Here is a 19952-nt window from a genome sequence, read left to right as displayed (position 1 = left end):
TGATTATGGAGCATGCCACACAAAACACGTCTCAGAAGATCGATAGCAAAGAGGCTGGCGAGCAGGTCTTCACCTGGTGGGTGGGGCTGGAGCATCAACGTGGTGAGCGCGCGGCGTTGCGGCGTTGTCAGTCGATCGACCAGGTGTACGGATCGCCAGCGTTTTATGAGCTTCAACGTCGTTTACAAGGCGTGGGAGTGGTGGTGGGAGACGACCAGCTTGCAGCGGTTGCCGGGCTGCTTTCCCACGTTCGCGAGCATGTCTCGCTAAGTGGTGAGGCCGGGGAGTCGTCGCGGGGATGGGGAAGTTTTGCGACGCATCTGGCGACGCCGCGGGAGGGGGGAGGCGATGCGAAGGTCAGCGGGCTGCGTTTTCGGCGCCTGCTGCGCATTGAGGATCGGGAGGAGCTTTATGGCGCGATGGTTCGTCTGATTCGGATGCTCAACGGCAAGGTCGATGTGCACGCGCTCACCCGTGACGTCGTGTACTGGGGACCGGAGCGCCGCAAGCGCTGGGCGCAGGATTATTACAGCCGGATGCCTCAGGAGGCTTGAGGCACCGCTTTTAGAGCAATGACCAAAGCTATTGAAGGTGCATGTAACCCCGGGCCACAGGGGCCCACTATTCATGAATAAGGAGATTGATCATGGAACGTTTTCTTCAGCTTCACCTTCTGACCTCGTACCCGCCCGCCAACCTCAACCGCGACGACCTGGGGCGTCCGAAGACGGCGATTATGGGGGGCAAAGAGCGCCTGCGGGTGTCGTCGCAATGCCTGAAGCGCACCTGGCGCACCTCGGATCTCTTTCAGGAGGCGGTGGGAGAGCATAGCGGGCAGCGCACCAAGTTGATGGGGCCGCAGCTTTATGAGCGTCTGGTTGAAGGAGGACGCACCGAGAAGCAAGCGCTTAAGGCGGCCGAGGCGATCGCGAAGGTGTTCGGGGAGGTGGAGAACGCCTCGAAGTTTCATAAGCATAAGCAGATCGTGCACTTCAGCCCGGCGGAGTGGGAGAGAGCTTTCGCGCTGGCCGAGACGCTGATTGAAGAAGGTCGGGATACGACCAACGACGATCTGGAGCTTCTGAAGGAGGAGGCCGCCGCCATCGACATTGCGATGTTTGGCCGGATGCTGGCCAAGACGCCCAGGTTCAACGTGGAGGCGGCCGTTCAGGTGGCGCATGCGCTCACTGTGCACCAGGCGGCGGTGGAGATGGACTTTTTCACGGCGGTCGACGACCTGAATAAAGGCGACGAAGACGCGGGCTCGGCCCATATGGGTGAGCTGGAGTTTGGGGCGGGGGTTTTCTACGTCTACGTGTGCATCGATCGGAAGCAGCTCATTGAGAACCTGGAGGGGAACGAAGAACTGGCGCAGCGTGGCATCAAGGCGCTGGTGGAGGCGGCGGTGAAGATGGCGCCTTCGGGTAAGCAGAACAGCTTCGCCTCGCGAGCTTTCGCCAACTATGTGTGGGCGGAGAAGGGGGATGGGCAGCCGCGTTCGCTCTCGGTGGCGTTCTTGAAGCCGGTCAGTGGCGATGATTATCTCAGCGAGGGGATCAAAAAGCTCAACGAGACCGCGCGCAATATGGACGCGAGCTATGGTTCGGTGGCCTCGGAGCGCTATGTGCTCAACGCGATGGCCGGCGAAGGCAAGCTGGATGAGCTCTTGAACTTTGCTGCCCAATGAGGAGGTCGCCATGGCGACATCGTTTTTAACCTTTCAACTCTACGGGCCGATGGCGGCGTGGGGGGAGGTGGCGGTGGGAGAGATTCGCACCAGCGCCGACCACCCCACGCGTTCTGCGGTCATAGGGCTGGTAGCCGCTGCGCTTGGCATCAAGCGCAGCGAAGAAGAGGCACTGGCGGCGCTTAATGCGTCGCTGGGTTTCGGGCTGTTGGTCGAGTCTCCCGGGGTGTTGTTGCAGGATTACCACACCGTCCAGGTGTCATCTGGCAAGAATGGCCGAGATCTGGCGACGCGTCGTGATGAGGTAGCCTACGATAAGCGGGACACGATGCTCTCGACACGGCAGTACCGTTGCGATGCGTTCGCGAGGGTCGCGTTGTGGCTGCGCGACGATAGCAGTCATACGCTTGAGGCCATCTCACAAGCTCTCCACTCGCCGACCTTTTCGCTCTATCTGGGGCGGAAGTCCTGTCCGCTGGCGTTGCCGCTGAACCCGGTCATTGTGAAGGCGTCGACGTTGGTCGATGCGTTTGCGGAGTATCCGGTCACCGACGATGCGGCGATGGTGCTGGCGAACCTGGGCGCACGTCGTCCGGAGTGGCTGCGCCTCTATTGGGAGCCGGACCCCTTGGTGCCAGCCGGAATCGACGGGTTCGAGGAGTCGGAGCGCTGGGATAACCCGGGGAGTCGGTCGCGCTGGCAGTTTTCGCACCGGCCAGAGCGCGTGGCCGCGGTCGAGCGAGAGCGTCTTTTGCAGAGGGAGGAGTGATGTTTTTCTCACGAGCAGTGGTGGACCTGCGTCAGGCGCATCGCGTCGGTTTAAGTGTCGCGGGCGATTCTGATTATCAGGGGCACCAGCTGGTATGGTCGCTCTTTCGGGATCATGCTGAGCGCGAGCGGGACTTTGTGTACCGCTGGGATACAGCGAGTCAGGCACCGGTGATCTATGTGGTGTCGGAGCGGGAGCCTCAAGACCGTGAGGGTGTCTTTGAGCTGTTGACCAAGGACTTTCGGCCTTCTCTGGAGAAAGGGCAGCGCCTGGCCTTTTCGGTGCGTATCAACCCGGTGGTTAAGCGGCGTGACGAGAACAATAAGCGGGTCGTTCACGATGTGGTGATGAACGCCAAGAAGGCGATTAAAGACGCCGGAGAGTGGTCATCGCGGGAGTTTACGCTCCTGGATCTGGCTCGGGACGAGGGCATTAAATGGCTCACATCAACGTCTGAAACGGATGGCAAGACCCTAAAGTCGAGGGCGGAGAAGGGGGGCTTTGAAGTGAAAGCGTCCAGCGTTGGTGCGGAAAACTACGTGCGTCGTACCTTCAAAAAGCCTCGAAATGGTCGAGGAGTGACCTTTGCGACCCTTGATTTGCACGGCGAGCTGGTCGTCAACGATCCGGAGGCCTTCAAGCATGTTCTTTTTGAAGGCATCGGGCCGACCAAGGCGTATGGTTGTGGGTTGATGATGGTTCGACCGGTGATCTGAGGCCGGCGATGGGGGGGCTCTTTGATAAAACCTATAGCAACCGGGGTATCCCGGTCAGGGGGGCAGGGAGGCGCGTTGTGCATAACCCACCCAGGCCGATGCCGATAAGGCGGCGGTCATCGTTTGTGTTTCTGGAGAAGGGGCATATCGACGTGATCGACGGGGCGTTTGTGCTCGTCGACAAGAATGGCGTGCGCATGCAGATCCCGGTCGGGAGTCTGGCGTGTTTGATGCTGGAGCCGGGTACGCGGCTTTCGCATGCAGCTGCCACCCTGGCAGCGACGACCGGCACCTTGATTGTGTGGGTCGGTGAGGCCGGGGTGCGGCTCTACTCGGCGGGTCAGCCCGGCGGGGCGAGGTCGGATCGACTGCTGTGGCAGGCGGCAAATTTGTTGGATGAGAAGGCGCGGTTGAACGTGGTGCGGCGCATGTATGAGATTCGCTTTGGCGAGCCGGCACCACTTAAGCGAAGCGTGCGACAGCTTCAGGGGATTGAAGGCGCCCGGGTACGCGAGATGTATAAGCAATTTGCAAAGCGTTATCGCGTGGAGTGGAAGGGGCGACGCTACGATCCGAAAGATTGGGGCAAAGGGGATGTGGCAAATCGGTGTCTGAGCGCGGCGACGTCGTGTCTTTATGGCGTGACGGAGGCGGCGATTCTGGCGGCGGGGTATGCGCCGGCGATCGGCTTTATTCATACCGGCAAGCCGCGCTCCTTTGTCTACGACATTGCCGACCTCTTTAAGTTCGAGACGGTGGTGCCGCTGGCGTTTGAAATCGCCTCGAAGCATCCGAGCGATCCGGCCGGGCAGGTGCGTCGAGCCTGTCGGGACTCGTTTCGAAAGAGTCGGGTGCTCGATAAGTTGATTCCGACGATTGAGGACGTGCTCAAGGCCGGCGGGTTGGAGATGCCTAAACCCGGCGCCGATCAGATTGGTCCTGCAATCGCTACCCCGGAGACGACTGGAGATGATGGTCATCGTCACTGAAAACGTCGCCCCTCGTCTGCGCGGTCGACTTACGGTGTGGATGTTGGAGATTCGCGCCGGGGTGTATGTCGGCAACTGCGATAAACGTCAGCGCGAACGCATCTGGCAGCGCGTCAAAGACGAGATTGATTATGAGAATCAGGGAAACGCCGTGATCGCCTGGCGAGCGACGACCGAGGCTGGTTATCGTTTTGATACCTATGGTGAGAATCGGCGGGTGCCGGTGGATTGCGATGGCATGGAGCTTATTGCGTTCAAGCCGCTGGAGCCGGACAGATTTTCGAAAGAGAGTTTGGAGGAAGAAGAAGCTCAGATGATGGCCTGGCTTGAGGCGTTTCAGGCGCCGCAAGATGAGGGCTATGTTGAAGATCCGGATGAAGTCGATTAAGCATGTTGATGCTGCCCGGGACCTGCTATTTCGGAGTAAGTTGGATGATCGAAATGAGGTATAAAAAGTTGGTAGCAAAAGTGCACGTCGAAAAGTCGGGTGATTTCAACGGTTTGCAGGAAGTGCGTTCCCCGCGTGTGCGGGGCTGAACCGGCGAACGCGTGCTGGGGGATCGCCATCGGGCCGCGTTCCCCGCGTGTGCGGGGCTGAACCGGGATCGGGCTCATCCAGATTGTCGAGCTGCTGGCGTTCCCCGCGTGTGCGGGGCTGAACCAGCATTGGCCCGCTCCATCGCGCTGTCCAGGTCGCGTTCCCCGCGTGTGCGGGGCTGAACCGATGTTGCTCGCATTGATTTCGTAATCGGTAGGGCGTTCCCCGCGTGTGCGGGGCTGAACCTCCACCGAGCCCGTCAGGCGCGCGCCGACCAGCGCGTTCCCCGCGTGTGCGGGGCTGAACCGTATTTGTGAATTAGTTTGCACACCCGGCAAAGGCGTTCCCCGCGTGTGCGGGGCTGAACCACCATTGCCGATTATGCGATCCCCGTCGCCCCCGCGTTCCCCGCGTGTGCGGGGCTGAACCGAGCGGGACCGCGCCATTGCCAACGCGGAGACCGCGTTCCCCGCGTGTGCGGGGCTGAACCGGTGGGGCAAGGGGAGGCGCTCAGTCAGCTACTACGTTCCCCGCGTGTGCGGGGCTGAACCGCGGCAACCTTCAAGATCTCGATCTCCCGCGTTGCGTTCCCCGCGTGTGCGGGGCTGAACCGGGCTTGATGAAGATCAGATCGGCGCGTGGATCGCGTTCCCCGCGTGTGCGGGGCTGAACCGGCCAATGTTGACAAGCGTGAGATCGAGGGTTAGCGTTCCCCGCGTGTGCGGGGCTGAACCGGCATTGGCCGGGCTCTTCGCAAACTTCAATCAGCGTTCCCCGCGTGTGCGGGGCTGAACCGGGTGAAGCATGGCCGCGGTAAAGGAGCGCTCCGCGTTCCCCGCGTGTGCGGGGCTGAACCGCTCTTGGACGTCGCCAGGGACGGGCGCGGTGAGCGTTCCCCGCGTGTGCGGGGCTGAACCGTGGGTGGGGTACGGGGCAGAGCCCAAGTACGAGCGTTCCCCGCGTGTGCGGGGCTGAACCGCCGCTCGGGTACGACGAGCGGACTCACGACAAGCGTTCCCCGCGTGTGCGGGGCTGAACCGTCGATCTGGTCGTCAGTCGGCGCGATCACCGTGCGTTCCCCGCGTGTGCGGGGCTGAACCGCGGGCGCACGACGCGCTCAAAAATAAGCACGAGCGTTCCCCGCGTGTGCGGGGCTGAACCGGTGACATACTGCGTGATCACGTAGGGCTCGTCGCGTTCCCCGCGTGTGCGGGGCTGAACCGGATCAGGCCGTAACCCTTTGAGTGCCCGAAAGGCGTTCCCCGCGTGTGCGGGGCTGAACCGCCTTGGAGGAGCAAATGAAGAGGGCCACAAGGGCGTTCCCCGCGTGTGCGGGGCTGAACCGGTGTTGACTCTTAGCTGCATGTTAGAAGCCCCGCGTTCCCCGCGTGTGCGGGGCTGAACCGACGCTCTTGGGGATGACGTCGGCCAATGGTGCGCGTTCCCCGCGTGTGCGGGGCTGAACCGTGCCCTGCATACATAAGGGAGACGTATTATCAGCGTTCCCCGCGTGTGCGGGGCTGAACCGGTGTTCCAACACCACCAGCGGCCATTCCGAAAGCGTTCCCCGCGTGTGCGGGGCTGAACCGTCAGGTCGGCACCGCAGCGGCAGCCCCGTGGCGCGTTCCCCGCGTGTGCGGGGCTGAACCGCACATCAGCCGCAGCATCGCGCATTACGAGGCGCGTTCCCCGCGTGTGCGGGGCTGAACCGGTCGAGCGCGTGCGCGACGCCGTGCTCTCTCAGCGTTCCCCGCGTGTGCGGGGCTGAACCGCCTCATCCCCGTGCCCGTCAGGTGGCGCCGGTGCGTTCCCCGCGTGTGCGGGGCTGAACCGGCGTGCGCGCACTGACTGAGGCGATCGAGCACGCGTTCCCCGCGTGTGCGGGGCTGAACCGGACGCGCTTGGGTGCGGCGGAGAAGGGTGGGAGCGTTCCCCGCGTGTGCGGGGCTGAACCGGGGGCGGCCTTGGCGGGGTTAACCCGTACGACGCGTTCCCCGCGTGTGCGGGGCTGAACCGCGGGAGTGGAAGGCGAAGTGGCTGGAGCCCGCGCGTTCCCCGCGTGTGCGGGGCTGAACCGAGGATCGCAGGGAAGGGGCCATTCACCGCAATGCGTTCCCCGCGTGTGCGGGGCTGAACCGCAGGTATTCACGCAGCCACTTCGGATCTTTGAGCGTTCCCCGCGTGTGCGGGGCTGAACCGGGGTTTTTGAGCGGGTGGAGCGGTGGCCGGTTGCGTTCCCCGCGTGTGCGGGGCTGAACCGGCTTTAAAGACGCGCGCGCAGTAAATAAGGCGGCGTTCCCCGCGTGTGCGGGGCTGAACCGGCCTCTGGGATGAGGATGGCGTGCCGGGGTCGGCGTTCCCCGCGTGTGCGGGGCTGAACCGGCATAATGGAGCCCCTCACATCCCCCCCTGGGGCGTTCCCCGCGTGTGCGGGGCTGAACCGCGTGGGTCATGGGAGGTCATTCACCCGTGGTCGCGTTCCCCGCGTGTGCGGGGCTGAACCGCTCAAACGTAAGGCGTTGCGACCTGTTGGTCGGCGTTCCCCGCGTGTGCGGGGCTGAACCGTGATGGCCTCCCAACCTATCAGCAAAACTGAGGCGTTCCCCGCGTGTGCGGGGCTGAACCGCTCTCTTCGACACCTACGCCACGCCCGTTGACGCGTTCCCCGCGTGTGCGGGGCTGAACCGAGGTGGAGGAGGCTTTGCCGCTCGCCCGAGAGGCGTTCCCCGCGTGTGCGGGGCTGAACCGGATGGGGCGTTTCACCTTGTCCAGGGCAAGGTGCGTTCCCCGCGTGTGCGGGGCTGAACCGGCGGTGATGGGGGCGAGGTTGCCTTCGGACTGGCGTTCCCCGCGTGTGCGGGGCTGAACCGTCGACGGGGTAGTCACTGGGGATAGCTCCCTGGCGTTCCCCGCGTGTGCGGGGCTGAACCGCCGGCATCACCGAGACGCTGGAGTGGCTGACCGCGTTCCCCGCGTGTGCGGGGCTGAACCGCCGGGCGTCGTGCGCCGTGGCACCGAGTGGCTGCGTTCCCCGCGTGTGCGGGGCTGAACCGAGCCGGTCGGAGTCGGTGACCGTCGGTCTCTCGCGTTCCCCGCGTGTGCGGGGCTGAACCGCCAAAAGATAGTAAGGGTGTGGAGCTTCGAGTGCGTTCCCCGCGTGTGCGGGGCTGAACCGGCAGACGTGGACGGGCATCTTAGAGCGCTCTAGCGTTCCCCGCGTGTGCGGGGCTGAACCGGTATCTCGCCGCGTCTAACACTTCCCCGACAAGCGTTCCCCGCGTGTGCGGGGCTGAACCGTTGGGGAAAGCTGCGCGCGCAAATCAAGGTATGCGTTCCCCGCGTGTGCGGGGCTGAACCGGCGATCGGCCTCGTATTGGTCGAACAGATCGTGCGTTCCCCGCGTGTGCGGGGCTGAACCGGCACACCCCACCATCGCGTGCTGCACCCTGGCGCGTTCCCCGCGTGTGCGGGGCTGAACCGGTTTCGGGTTGCTTCTGGTCAAAACGGCATCCGCGTTCCCCGCGTGTGCGGGGCTGAACCGTTAGCGCGCATGTCGTCGGCAAATTGGTACTCGCGTTCCCCGCGTGTGCGGGGCTGAACCGCCTACCAGATACTCAATATTCGCTTGAATGATGCGTTCCCCGCGTGTGCGGGGCTGAACCGATTGTTGAGTGGCTCACCGACGCCACGATCTGGCGTTCCCAGCGTGTGCGGGGCTGAACCGTACACCGCCAGTTCTACAACGCGCAGGGGAGCGCGTTCCCCGCGTGTGCGGGGCTGAACCGATCGGCGATCGTGGGGATCGGACTATGCCACAGCGTTCCCCGCGTGTGCGGGGCTGAACCGGTAGTAGCGCCTAACGCGCTTTCAACGTCCACGCGTTCCCCGCGTGTGCGGGGCTGAACCGCCAACGATCCTCGGACAGCAGGGGGATCTCGCGCGTTCCCCGCGTGTGCGGGGCTGAACCGGGAGGGGATAACGGTAGGTTGCGTTTGCATAGGCGTTCCCCGCGTGTGCGGGGCTGAACCGTCGCCCACGGTTACCAAGCCGTTGACATACACGCGTTCCCCGCGTGTGCGGGGCTGAACCGCGCTCAAACCCGTGAAGAAGGTGGACGCACGCGCGTTCCCCGCGTGTGCGGGGCTGAACCGACGAGCAGCAGATCCGCAGCGTCGCCTCGTACGCGTTCCCCGCGTGTGCGGGGCTGAACCGGGAAACTCGTAGATGAGATCAAGAGCGTCCTCGCGTTCCCCGCGTGTGCGGGGCTGAACCGGGTGTCAATGTCTATCTCACCTCGGAGATGGAGCGTTCCCCGCGTGTGCGGGGCTGAACCGTTCGAGATCCTGGAGCTGTTGAAGGGCAACGAGCGTTCCCCGCGTGTGCGGGGCTGAACCGGTCCCGTCCGTCTGCGACCTGTAGACCTCTCGGCGTTCCCCGCGTGTGCGGGGCTGAACCGGTAAACTACTTCGACAAATACCTTGTGCCGGAGCGTTCCCCGCGTGTGCGGGGCTGAACCACTATCATTCGACTCTCGATATGCTGGGGTATCGCGTTCCCCGCGTGTGCGGGGCTGAACCGGTTTAGGCCGGTTCCGTGCCGCACGATTGAGCGCGTTCCCCGCGTGTGCGGGGCTGAACCGCGGAATGAACCCGCTTACCCCGCTCGGGGGAGGCGTTCCCCGCGTGTGCGGGGCTGAACCGGTGATACGGGAATCTGATTCCGCAGCGTGATGGCGTTCCCCGCGTGTGCGGGGCTGAACCGGCCGACCTTACCGGGGTTCGCGGCCTGCCACGGCGTTCCCCGCGTGTGCGGGGCTGAACCGGTGCAGGAGCAATCTGGTGCGCGCGTGATGGCGCGTTCCCCGCGTGTGCGGGGCTGAACCGGCTTTCTCTATGGCAAGATCATGAACATCGGCGCGTTCCCCGCGTGTGCGGGGCTGAACCGGAGGATGGTCGGTGCATAGCTGCACCGTGGAGGCGTTCCCCGCGTGTGCGGGGCTGAACCACCATCTCATACTCATCGGGAAGAAGGCCGACCGCGTTCCCCGCGTGTGCGGGGCTGAACCGTGCTGGCCCAGCTCCCCGAGGATTACAGCATCGCGTTCCCCGCGTGTGCGGGGCTGAACCGGTGCTTCTTTCTGGCTGGCTTCTGGTTGCGTCGCGTTCCCCGCGTGTGCGGGGCTGAACCGACGACGGGCCCGACGGATACGACGAGCCGATCGCGTTCCCCGCGTGTGCGGGGCTGAACCTTCGCCGCGTCCTTCATGGCGATCAGGCGAGACGCGTTCCCCGCGTGTGCGGGGCTGAACCCCCCGCAAGCCGAATGGCAGACTCTACCGCCTCGCGTTCCCCGCGTGTGCGGGGCTGAACCGTCGTCGACAAGAACAACCCCCGCACGGTGGTCGCGTTCCCCGCGTGTGCGGGGCTGAACCTGTGATCGGCGTTGTCGGCCGACTGCGGCACAAGGCGTTCCCCGCGTGTGCGGGGCTGAACCGTACAAAAAGCGCCTGATTGGCTCCGATATCTAGCGTTCCCCGCGTGTGCGGGGCTGAACCGGCGAACTTGTTGGGGATCTCGCCGGAGTCCAGGCGTTCCCCGCGTGTGCGGGGCTGAACCGCGAGAGGCAGGCGTCGAGATAGTCGGCAAGAAGCGTTCCCCGCGTGTGCGGGGCTGAACCGGGCATCGCGACGACTCAGTGGCAGATCGCACAGCGTTCCCCGCGTGTGCGGGGCTGAACCGACGTTCTCTTTCCGGCTATGGGCTGAGGGATAGCGTTCCCCGCGTGTGCGGGGCTGAACCGTATCAGCGGAGCAAGCCTAAGACGCGCGAGATGCGTTCCCCGCGTGTGCGGGGCTGAACCGATGCGCGACCTCGTGACGCTGACCGATCTTGGGCGTTCCCCGCGTGTGCGGGGCTGAACCGACAACTTCCTCCTTATCCGAAATCCCGAAAACGCGTTCCCCGCGTGTGCGGGGCTGAACCGCAACGAATTTCGGCGACGAAGAGCTAAGTCGGGCGTTCCCCGCGTGTGCGGGGCTGAACCGACCGCGCCGAACACGGGCCCCATCTTGATCAGGCGTTCCCCGCGTGTGCGGGGCTGAACCTCAGACGTCGCTCGCCAAGAACGCGCGGAGCTCGCGTTCCCCGCGTGTGCGGGGCTGAACCGGCGCAGCAAAGGGCGTTGCAGCGCCCATCACCGCGTTCCCCGCGTGTGCGGGGCTGAACCGGGACTCGACCTCCCGCTGGAGCATCGAGTACGGCGTTCCCCGCGTGTGCGGGGCTGAACCGTTGGTGCAGCCCTTCACCCAGCTTGCGCCGCAGCGTTCCCCGCGTGTGCGGGGCTGAACCGCAGACCTACTACCTGAATCAAGCGGACGAGCAGCGTTCCCCGCGTGTGCGGGGCTGAACCGAGGCCGCGACGAATAAGACCGTCGCCGAGACGGCGTTCCCCGCGTGTGCGGGGCTGAACCGATCGCATCATGCGCGACTACTGCTGCCCGGACGCGTTCCCCGCGTGTGCGGGGCTGAACCGGGCGCGAACGATCGCAACCTGCACGCGCACCAGCGTTCCCCGCGTGTGCGGGGCTGAACCGGAAGGAGACGATGAGCCTATGTCCAAGGACCAGCGTTCCCCGCGTGTGCGGGGCTGAACCGGCTGGATCTTCGACGGCGTTCAGGTCGCTGTTGCGTTCCCCGCGTGTGCGGGGCTGAACCGCGACTGGTCGATCTGCCCGATCCACGGGGATGGCGTTCCCCGCGTGTGCGGGGCTGAACCGCTCATCGACGACAGATCAAAGGTCGCATCCTCGCGTTCCCCGCGTGTGCGGGGCTGAACCGGCCGACTGGCCGCGCGAGATGCAGGCCGAGGCGCGTTCCCCGCGTGTGCGGGGCTGAACCGGGGGCTCCGAGAGTAAAATCGACTGCGCACCAGCGTTCCCCGCGTGTGCGGGGCTGAACCGGTGACGCACGTCCAGGGTGATGGATTTTCCGTGCGTTCCCCGCGTGTGCGGGGCTGAACCGTTTACCGATGAGATGATGATTCTCATTGAGCGGCGTTCCCCGCGTGTGCGGGGCTGAACCGGTATCGACACATGGCGACCTCCGAGGATGCCCGCGTTCCCCGCGTGTGCGGGGCTGAACCGATCGGCATAATCGGCGGGCGCTTGCCGGGGCGGCGTTCCCCGCGTGTGCGGGGCTGAACCGATTAAAGGGGATGTTACTCATCCCCATAACCTGCGTTCCCCGCGTGTGCGGGGCTGAACCGAGCGCGACGAGAACCCCTTGCCTGATCGGCTGGCGTTCCCCGCGTGTGCGGGGCTGAACCGTTAACCTAGCGCTCGACCATAAGCTAGGATTCGCGTTCCCCGCGTGTGCGGGGCTGAACCGGCTTCCAGACCCATCGGGGCGCTCCAGAGATAGCGTTCCCCGCGTGTGCGGGGCTGAACCGGGCGGGAGTGCGCAGGCAGCACGGCACTCTCGGCGTTCCCCGCGTGTGCGGGGCTGAACCGGGCTTCGCGCGCGTCTCCACCGGCACCAGTGGGCGTTCCCCGCGTGTGCGGGGCTGAACCGGGTCGGGTGTTTTTTCCGCGATGACAGTTGGCGCGTTCCCCGCGTGTGCGGGGCTGAACCGATCGGGTCGGTCGATGTTGGCTTTGCAACCACGCGTTCCCCGCGTGTGCGGGGCTGAACCGACCGGAGCTTCCCCTTCGCCTGAGTTCGACGCGCGTTCCCCGCGTGTGCGGGGCTGAACCGGTCCAGCGCGCGCTTGAGCCCCAGCCGCTCCTGCGTTCCCCGCGTGTGCGGGGCTGAACCGTCCTGGTGAAGCGCCCGCATTCCCTCGACAACGCGTTCCCCGCGTGTGCGGGGCTGAACCGCTGAATCGCCATAGGTGCCGGGCTCTCGGCGAGCGTTCCCCGCGTGTGCGGGGCTGAACCGGCGGCGGAGAGCGCGCAGGAGAGCGACGGCAGGCGTTCCCCGCGTGTGCGGGGCTGAACCGATGTGATCAACAGCGTCGACGCCGTTCCGAGCGCGTTCCCCGCGTGTGCGGGGCTGAACCGGTTGAGTTTTCGGGCCGTTGGTTCCGAGGCTCGCGTTCCCCGCGTGTGCGGGGCTGAACCGCGATTCACGCCAACGCCGAGGCAACTGTTGCGGCGTTCCCCGCGTGTGCGGGGCTGAACCGACGAAGACGGCCCTGATGGATACGACGAGCCGGCGTTCCCCGCGTGTGCGGGGCTGAACCGCAAGGAGCTCCAACCACATCAAGCTCTCGTTCGCGTTCCCCGCGTGTGCGGGGCTGAACCGGGACGCCAGCGTCCCACGCGCGGCCCATAAAGGCGTTCCCCGCGTGTGCGGGGCTGAACCGGCTGGGTGAAGGGGGATGAGTTCGGCGTTGATGCGTTCCCCGCGTGTGCGGGGCTGAACCGAGCTCCGCCGGATCGGTGTGGAGGTTGTCGAGGCGTTCCCCGCGTGTGCGGGGCTGAACCGGTCCACGGAATCATCGCCCAACCGCCATGCACGCGTTCCCCGCGTGTGCGGGGCTGAACCGGTCACCGACGATCCCGGGCTCGATGCGGGGCGGCGTTCCCCGCGTGTGCGGGGCTGAACCGGCTCGAACTTCTCTAAGAAGACCTGACAGCGTGCGTTCCCCGCGTGTGCGGGGCTGAACCGGTTAGCGCCCTCTCAATGGTGCTCTTGCCTTTGCGTTCCCCGCGTGTGCGGGGCTGAACCGACTGCAACGGCCGTCTTCTGCAATCCGGGCACGCGTTCCCCGCGTGTGCGGGGCTGAACCGCGTGTTGTGATTCCGGTCATATTTGAGCACCAGCGTTCCCCGCGTGTGCGGGGCTGAACCGCGGCCAGATCATCGCGTCACCTTTACCAGCCGGCGTTCCCCGCGTGTGCGGGGCTGAACCGATGACTGAGCGCCGCATATACTACCCGCGCGCGCGTTCCCCGCGTGTGCGGGGCTGAACCGCTGGGCCTTGCGATGGGCGGTGTGCGGGAGATGCGTTCCCCGCGTGTGCGGGGCTGAACCGCCATCGTGCTCAGCGATCCTACTGAGGAGTTCGCGTTCCCCGCGTGTGCGGGGCTGAACCGAGTCGGATCGCGCATGACAAACGGCTGCGGATGCGTTCCCCGCGTGTGCGGGGCTGAACCGCCATCCCACGAAACTGCTCAGCAAGCGCAGCCGCGTTCCCCGCGTGTGCGGGGCTGAACCGCCGTACACGTCCGACCACGCGCCGGCGGTGTGGCGTTCCCCGCGTGTGCGGGGCTGAACCGGCTCGGCGCGTGATGGCGGGTCTGACGCAGCCGCGTTCCCCGCGTGTGCGGGGCTGAACCGGAGCGCGGTGTCGTATCCCCTGGTCTGGAGTTGCGTTCCCCGCGTGTGCGGGGCTGAACCGCCCATGTAATCCTCGGCTACGCCGTCGATCACGCGTTCCCCGCGTGTGCGGGGCTGAACCGGCGCGGTGCTCTCTGGCGAAGCGGGCGACAACGCGTTCCCCGCGTGTGCGGGGCTGAACCGATCTTTTCTCTTTGGGTGCCAAATTGTCACCCGCGTTCCCCGCGTGTGCGGGGCTGAACCGGCGTATCGAAGGGCCGCGCACGGTCTCACCGCGCGTTCCCCGCGTGTGCGGGGCTGAACCGACCGAAGAAACCCCCGCCGCGAAGATCGATGAGCGTTCCCCGCGTGTGCGGGGCTGAACCGGCCAACGCCATCGCCGCCTATGAGCGCGAGAGGCGTTCCCCGCGTGTGCGGGGCTGAACCAAGCTCCGCTCGGGCCAATTTTTGGAAGTAATCGCGTTCCCCGCGTGTGCGGGGCTGAACCGCTCTCGTCGGCGGCATATGGGAGGGTCGAGCGGCGTTCCCCGCGTGTGCGGGGCTGAACCGTAAGGGCGTCAGAACCGTTCCAGAGGCCAGACGCGTTCCCCGCGTGTGCGGGGCTGAACCGTCGATTCCCGTGTACGAGTCATACCTTGTCAAGCGTTCCCCGCGTGTGCGGGGCTGAACCGATTGTTGATCGCCAGCAGCGCATCATCATCACGCGTTCCCCGCGTGTGCGGGGCTGAACCGCGCATGGAGCTCTTGCCCGATGATGCTCGCGCGCGTTCCCCGCGTGTGCGGGGCTGAACCGGAAGGTCGCGCTCTTCGGCGCAATTTTGTTAAGCGTTCCCCGCGTGTGCGGGGCTGAACCGTCGTAGCCGTGCCGCGCCCGATTCTCGCTACTGCGTTCCCCGTGTGTGCGGGGCTGAACCGGTCAAAACGTAGGGTGAGAGGCTCACATCATCGCGTTCCCCGCGTGTGCGGGGCTGAACCGGTCGAGACCTTGTCGGCAGCCGAGAAGGCTTCGCGTTCCCCGCGTGTGCGGGGCTGAACCGGAGCCCAGACGCGGGCATCTCGCACGGAGGAGGCGTTCCCCGCGTGTGCGGGGCTGAACCGGGGTCTCAATCAGATCATCCACCCAAGCAAACGCGTTCCCCGCGTGTGCGGGGCTGAACCGACCTTGCTCTCAATGAGCGGCTCTTCCCCGATGCGTTCCCCGCGTGTGCGGGGCTGAACCGCGCGACATCAGTCTGAGCATTGAGCACATCCAGCGTTCCCCGCGTGTGCGGGGCTGAACCGCAGGTGGAGGACAGCGCCACCCGTGCGGGCCTGCGTTCCCCGCGTGTGCGGGGCTGAACCGGACGGGCCTGCCATTGCGGCGACGAACTGCCAGCGTTCCCCGCGTGTGCGGGGCTGAACCGTCAGGCCACTCCCCGCCGCCCTCAAAAGAATCGCGTTCCCCGCGTGTGCGGGGCTGAACCGCTGAGCAACGCTCCTGATGGGCTCCAGCGATCGCGTTCCCCGCGTGTGCGGGGCTGAACCGCGATGAAAATCAACTTGAAGCGGGATTTGAACGCGTTCCCCGCGTGTGCGGGGCTGAACCGCGAAACAAACGCATCTGGGGGCAATCTGGAGGGCGTTCCCCGCGTGTGCGGGGCTGAACCGCTGCCTGTGCTGCGCCCTGGCGACCTCGAGGAGCGTTCCCCGCGTGTGCGGGGCTGAACCTGAGTCAGGCGTTGGCCGACGCGCTTCTCCAACAGCGTTCCCCGCGTGTGCGGGGCTGAACCAGGTTCGGTTCCGCTACGCCGTCGAGATCCCCGGCGTTCCCCGCGTGTGCGGGGCTGAACCGCGATCGTGCACGACATGCTCTTTTTTGACCGTGCGTTCCCCGCGTGTGCGGGGCTGAACCGAGTTTGTGGCGTGGTGCAACCGCTGGCTGGGCGCGTTCCCCGCGTGTGCGGGGCTGAACCGCTGTGGCTCCGGCAATGGAGCCGGTCAACGCAGCGTTCCCCGCGTGTGCGGGGCTGAACCGGTAAACGTGCGGATCTCCGAGCGGTTCACCGGGCGTTCCCCGCGTGTGCGGGGCTGAACCGTCCTGAACCTCTTTCGCCATGTGCTCAATCAGGCGTTCCCCGCGTGTGCGGGGCTGAACCGGCCCGGTAGGCACCGGCGAGAGTGCCGTGCTGGCGTTCCCCGCGTGTGCGGGGCTGAACCGGGGTTGCGTAGCTAACCGCAAGCCATAAAACGGCGTTCCCCGCGTGTGCGGGGCTGAACCGTGGACGGGGCTATTCTCCGCGCTGGGGATGCTGCGTTCCCCGCGTGTGCGGGGCTGAACCGTTTGGAAGTGCCCTGCATGCTGGGACCACCACGCGTTCCCCGCGTGTGCGGGGCTGAACCGAATTCTTGGTCTCGATCGTCGCTGCTGTGAGCGCGTTCCCCGCGTGCGCGGGGCTGAACCGGGCGAGCAACAGGTCACGGTGGGCATCCACGCGCGTTCCCCGCGTGTGCGGGGCTGAACCGGGGTCGTAATGGTCATCCTCGCGCCGGAGAGCGCGTTCCCCGCGTGTGCGGGGCTGAACCGGTCGGGTCCACGTAGCTCTCCTGCAGCGAGGGGCGTTCCCCGCGTGTGCGGGGCTGAACCGGACTATGGCGCTCGGCAGATCAGGTCTGGCATGCGTTCCCCGCGTGTGCGGGGCTGAACCGCTGCGCCAGCACTTTCTCGCTCGGGGTTGACAGCGTTCCCCGCGTGTGCGGGGCTGAACCGCCGGCATCACCGAGACGCTGGAGTGGCTGACCGCGTTCCCCGCGTGTGCGGGGCTGAACCGCCGGGCGTCGTGCGCCGTGGCACCGAGTGGCTGCGTTCCCCGCGTGTGCGGGGCTGAACCGAGCCGGTCGGAGTCGGTGACCGTCGGTCTCTCGCGTTCCCCGCGTGTGCGGGGCTGAACCGCCAAAAGATAGTAAGGGTGTGGAGCTTCGAGTGCGTTCCCCGCGTGTGCGGGGCTGAACCGGCAGACGTGGACGGGCATCTTAGAGCGCTCTAGCGTTCCCCGCGTGTGCGGGGCTGAACCGACCCCATCCCCACGCAGTTCGACCCGGGCTACGCGTTCCCCGCGTGTGCGGGGCTGAACCGGCCCTGGTCAGGCACCCACTCAGCAGGCGGCGGCGTTCCCCGCGTGTGCGGGGCTGAACCGGCCTGAGCTCACAGTGGCGAGCTCGGCGGGTGGCGTTCCCCGCGTGTGCGGGGCTGAACCGCCAATGTGACATCTGAGCAGATGGGGCTTTTGGCGTTCCCCGCGTGTGCGGGGCTGAACCGGCGCGCGCCCTAAACATAAAAAAGCACTTATGGCGTTCCCCGCGTGTGCGGGGCTGAACCGATCTTACCGCTGAGTGCGGTGACGGCCTTGCGGCGTTCCCCGCGTGTGCGGGGCTGAACCGGTCGTGCCGTCCTCAGACCATCGGATCGAATCGCGTTCCCCGCGTGTGCGGGGCTGAACCGGAGACACCTTGCAGAAACGAAAAACGATTATCGCGTTCCCCGCGTGTGCGGGGCTGAACCTGTCGTAAGGCAACGGAATCTCCCGGAGCGAATCGCGTTCCCCGCGTGTGCGGGGCTGAACCGACATCAGCCAGGGGAGAATTGAGAAAGGATGCGCGTTCCCCGCGTGTGCGGGGCTGAACCGGCGAGGGATGGGAGGATCGCAAATGCTCCGAGGCGTTCCCCGCGTGTGCGGGGCTGAACCGTCGCTGCGCTTCGAGGATTTGGCAGCCGAGTAGCGTTCCCCGCGTGTGCGGGGCTGAACCGCCCCCGGAGGTTGGGAGGAGTTCTTCAAGCTGGCGTTCCCCGCGTGTGCGGGGCTGAACCGGTGTAGCGCCAGTGGTCCTCAGGGCTGGCGTCGCGTTCCCCGCGTGTGCGGGGCTGAACCGCCAGCCCTCCCCCTACAATGGTATCTCGAAATGCGTTCCCCGCGTGTGCGGGGCTGAACCGTTATTTTGGTAGCGCTCCAGCGACCGCCATCGGCGTTCCCCGCGTGTGCGGGGCTGAACCGGGATCGATGCGCTTGGCGGGCGCGTTGTTGGCGCGTTCCCCGCGTGTGCGGGGCTGAACCGGAAATCATCGAAACCCGAAAAGTCCGCAACACGCGTTCCCCGCGTGTGCGGGGCTGAACCGAGCACGGAGCGAAGCGGAGTTCGTTCCAGGGGGCGTTCCCCGCGTGTGCGGGGCTGAACCGTCTTTGCGATATCGCACCTCGTCGCCGCCGATGCGTTCCCCGCGTGTGCGGGGCTGAACCGGCCATCGACCGCGAGCGTCCCCGGGTTGAGGCGCGTTCCCCGCGTGTGCGGGGCTGAACCGGGTGGGCGATATGTTTGTATCACTAGCGTAAGGCGTTCCCCGCGTGTGCGGGGCTGAACCGGATCGTCTGAGCTAAACCCAACACCCGGGGACGCGTTCCCCGCGTGTGCGGGGCTGAACCGACATCATTGAGTCCGCGCAAGAGCAGGGCGAGGCGTTCCCCGCGTGTGCGGGGCTGAACCGCTCGCTCTTGCGGAAATATTCCACATCATAGCGCGTTCCCCGCGTGTGCGGGGCTGAACCGGAGATCCTTTCTTCGAGGCTTACAGGGCGCGAGCGTTCCCCGCGTGTGCGGGGCTGAACCGGCGCTCAGCGATGACGCTGAGATGACCGTCGAGCGTTCCCCGCGTGTGCGGGGCTGAACCGGAGCACGAAAAAACCCGTTGACGCGCACCACCGCGTTCCCCGCGTGTGCGGGGCTGAACCGGGTCGAGTTGTGCAGGAGGTTCCGATCGAAGGGCGTTCCCCGCGTGTGCGGGGCTGAACCGGTCGCTCGCAACGTATGCCATGTCATGGTGCGGCGTTCCCCGCGTGTGCGGGGCTGAACCGGGTTTTATGGGGCCGATCCTTTGCCTGGAGTCGCGTTCCCCGCGTGTGCGGGGCTGAACCGGTGTCGGCGTGAACCTCGCCGGGCGGCAGATCGCGTTCCCCGCGTGTGCGGGGCTGAACCGCCTTGGAGTGGGCACAGCAGGAAGGCGACGACGCGTTCCCCGCGTGTGCGGGGCTGAACCGACATCGCGAGCGCGCAGGGCTTCACACTTCCGGCGTTCCCCGCGTGTGCGGGGCTGAACCGCAGGGGGCGGAGCTCATCTCCATCATTGCCTCGCGTTCCCCGCGTGTGCGGGGCTGAACCGAGGTGCTGCTGCGGAGGAAGTGCTTGCGCTTCGCGTTCCCCGCGTGTGCGGGGCTGAACCGCCAGCCCATCTACGCTGGGTCGTGTTGCCGGTGCGTTCCCCGCGTGTGCGGGGCTGAACCGGTCATATCGACCGCATAGAGCTCGCCGCCTGCGCGTTCCCCGCGTGTGCGGGGCTGAACCGGTCATGGATCTCTCCGACAACGACCTGCCCGAGCGTTCCCCGCGTGTGCGGGGCTGAACCGATTAATCTTAGACGGGATCTGAATGCCGCAGTGCGTTCCCCGCGTGTGCGGGGCTGAACCGATCACGTCTTGGGCCATCATGGCCTCCCGTTAGCGTTCCCCGCGTGTGCGGGGCTGAACCAGGGTTGCAGTCCTGCGCGTCCCGAAAACGCGCGCGTTCCCCGCGTGTGCGGGGCTGAACCGGCGTGCAGCTTGCGCTTGGGAGTCGCAAAGAGGCGTTCCCCGCGTGTGCGGGGCTGAACCGTAGCACGACACCACAGGGCGACCTCAGTTGAAGCGTTCCCCGCGTGTGCGGGGCTGAACCGGGTTACAAATGGATTCAGAAAAACCGTCCTGAGCGTTCCCCGCGTGTGCGGGGCTGAACCGGTGCCGACGTCTGCCGAAGATGCGTCGTAGGTGCGTTCCCCGCGTGTGCGGGGCTGAACCGCCTACTTATAACAGCCGAGAGGTTTCGGTCATGCGTTCCCCGCGTGTGCGGGGCTGAA

Annotated in this window: 5 protein-coding genes, 1 pseudogene and 1 CRISPR repeat array (1 of these 7 cut by a window edge); all 6 genes and pseudogenes read left to right on the top strand. The window is 65.9% G+C overall.

The genetic code is table 11. The features are described 5' to 3' along the window. Positions 1 to 5: 5 nt before the first annotated feature. Positions 6 to 554, top strand: coding sequence for a type I-E CRISPR-associated protein Cse2/CasB (gene casB / locus EA187_RS08105; protein ID WP_127779921.1), 549 nt, complete (start codon positions 6 to 8; stop codon positions 552 to 554). Positions 555 to 646: 92 nt separating this feature from the next. After that, positions 647 to 1687, top strand: coding sequence for a type I-E CRISPR-associated protein Cas7/Cse4/CasC (gene cas7e, locus EA187_RS08100; protein ID WP_127779920.1), 1041 nt, complete (start codon positions 647 to 649; stop codon positions 1685 to 1687). A 10-nt stretch (positions 1688 to 1697) separates the two neighbouring features. After that, the gene (cas5e, locus tag EA187_RS08095; RefSeq protein WP_127779919.1) at positions 1698 to 2456 is read left to right on the top strand and encodes a type I-E CRISPR-associated protein Cas5/CasD; all 759 of its coding nucleotides are present in this window, start codon (positions 1698 to 1700) and stop codon (positions 2454 to 2456) included. Beyond that, a complete protein-coding gene (gene cas6e / locus EA187_RS08090) occupies positions 2456 to 3172 on the top strand; it encodes a type I-E CRISPR-associated protein Cas6/Cse3/CasE (protein WP_127779918.1) in 717 nt (238 codons plus the stop codon). The genes cas5e and cas6e overlap by 1 nt, the downstream gene beginning before the upstream one ends. Positions 3173 to 3270: 98 nt before the next feature. Next, positions 3271 to 4161, top strand: coding sequence for a type I-E CRISPR-associated endonuclease Cas1e (gene cas1e, locus EA187_RS08085; protein ID WP_283808544.1), 891 nt, complete (start codon positions 3271 to 3273; stop codon positions 4159 to 4161). Continuing rightward, positions 4136 to 4429 (top strand): annotated as a pseudogene (gene cas2e, locus EA187_RS08080) (type I-E CRISPR-associated endoribonuclease Cas2e); the annotation flags it as partial. The gene cas1e and the pseudogene cas2e, both read left to right, overlap by 26 nt. Before the next feature lie 244 nt (positions 4430 to 4673). Then, positions 4674 to 19952: a CRISPR direct-repeat array (repeat unit 29 nt; unit sequence GCGTTCCCCGCGTGTGCGGGGCTGAACCG) (it continues 2626 nt past the right edge of the window).

This window comes from Lujinxingia sediminis, assembly GCF_004005565.1.
Lineage (GTDB): Bacteria > Myxococcota_A > Bradymonadia > Bradymonadales > Bradymonadaceae > Lujinxingia > Lujinxingia sediminis.
The sequence above is the reverse complement of the archived record's forward strand: the minus strand, read 5'-3'. Positions and strand labels throughout refer to the sequence as shown.

Bases quoted from the DNA above. Each gene is read 5' to 3' on its own strand.
- casB (WP_127779921.1), top strand. From the start codon at position 6: ATGGAGCATGCCACACAAAACACGTCTCAGAAGATCGATAGCAAAGAG.
- cas7e (WP_127779920.1), top strand. From the start codon at position 647: ATGGAACGTTTTCTTCAGCTTCACCTTCTGACCTCGTACCCGCCCGCC.
- cas5e (WP_127779919.1), top strand. From the start codon at position 1,698: ATGGCGACATCGTTTTTAACCTTTCAACTCTACGGGCCGATGGCGGCG.
- cas6e (WP_127779918.1), top strand. From the start codon at position 2,456: ATGTTTTTCTCACGAGCAGTGGTGGACCTGCGTCAGGCGCATCGCGTC.
- cas1e (WP_283808544.1), top strand. From the start codon at position 3,271: ATGCCGATAAGGCGGCGGTCATCGTTTGTGTTTCTGGAGAAGGGGCAT.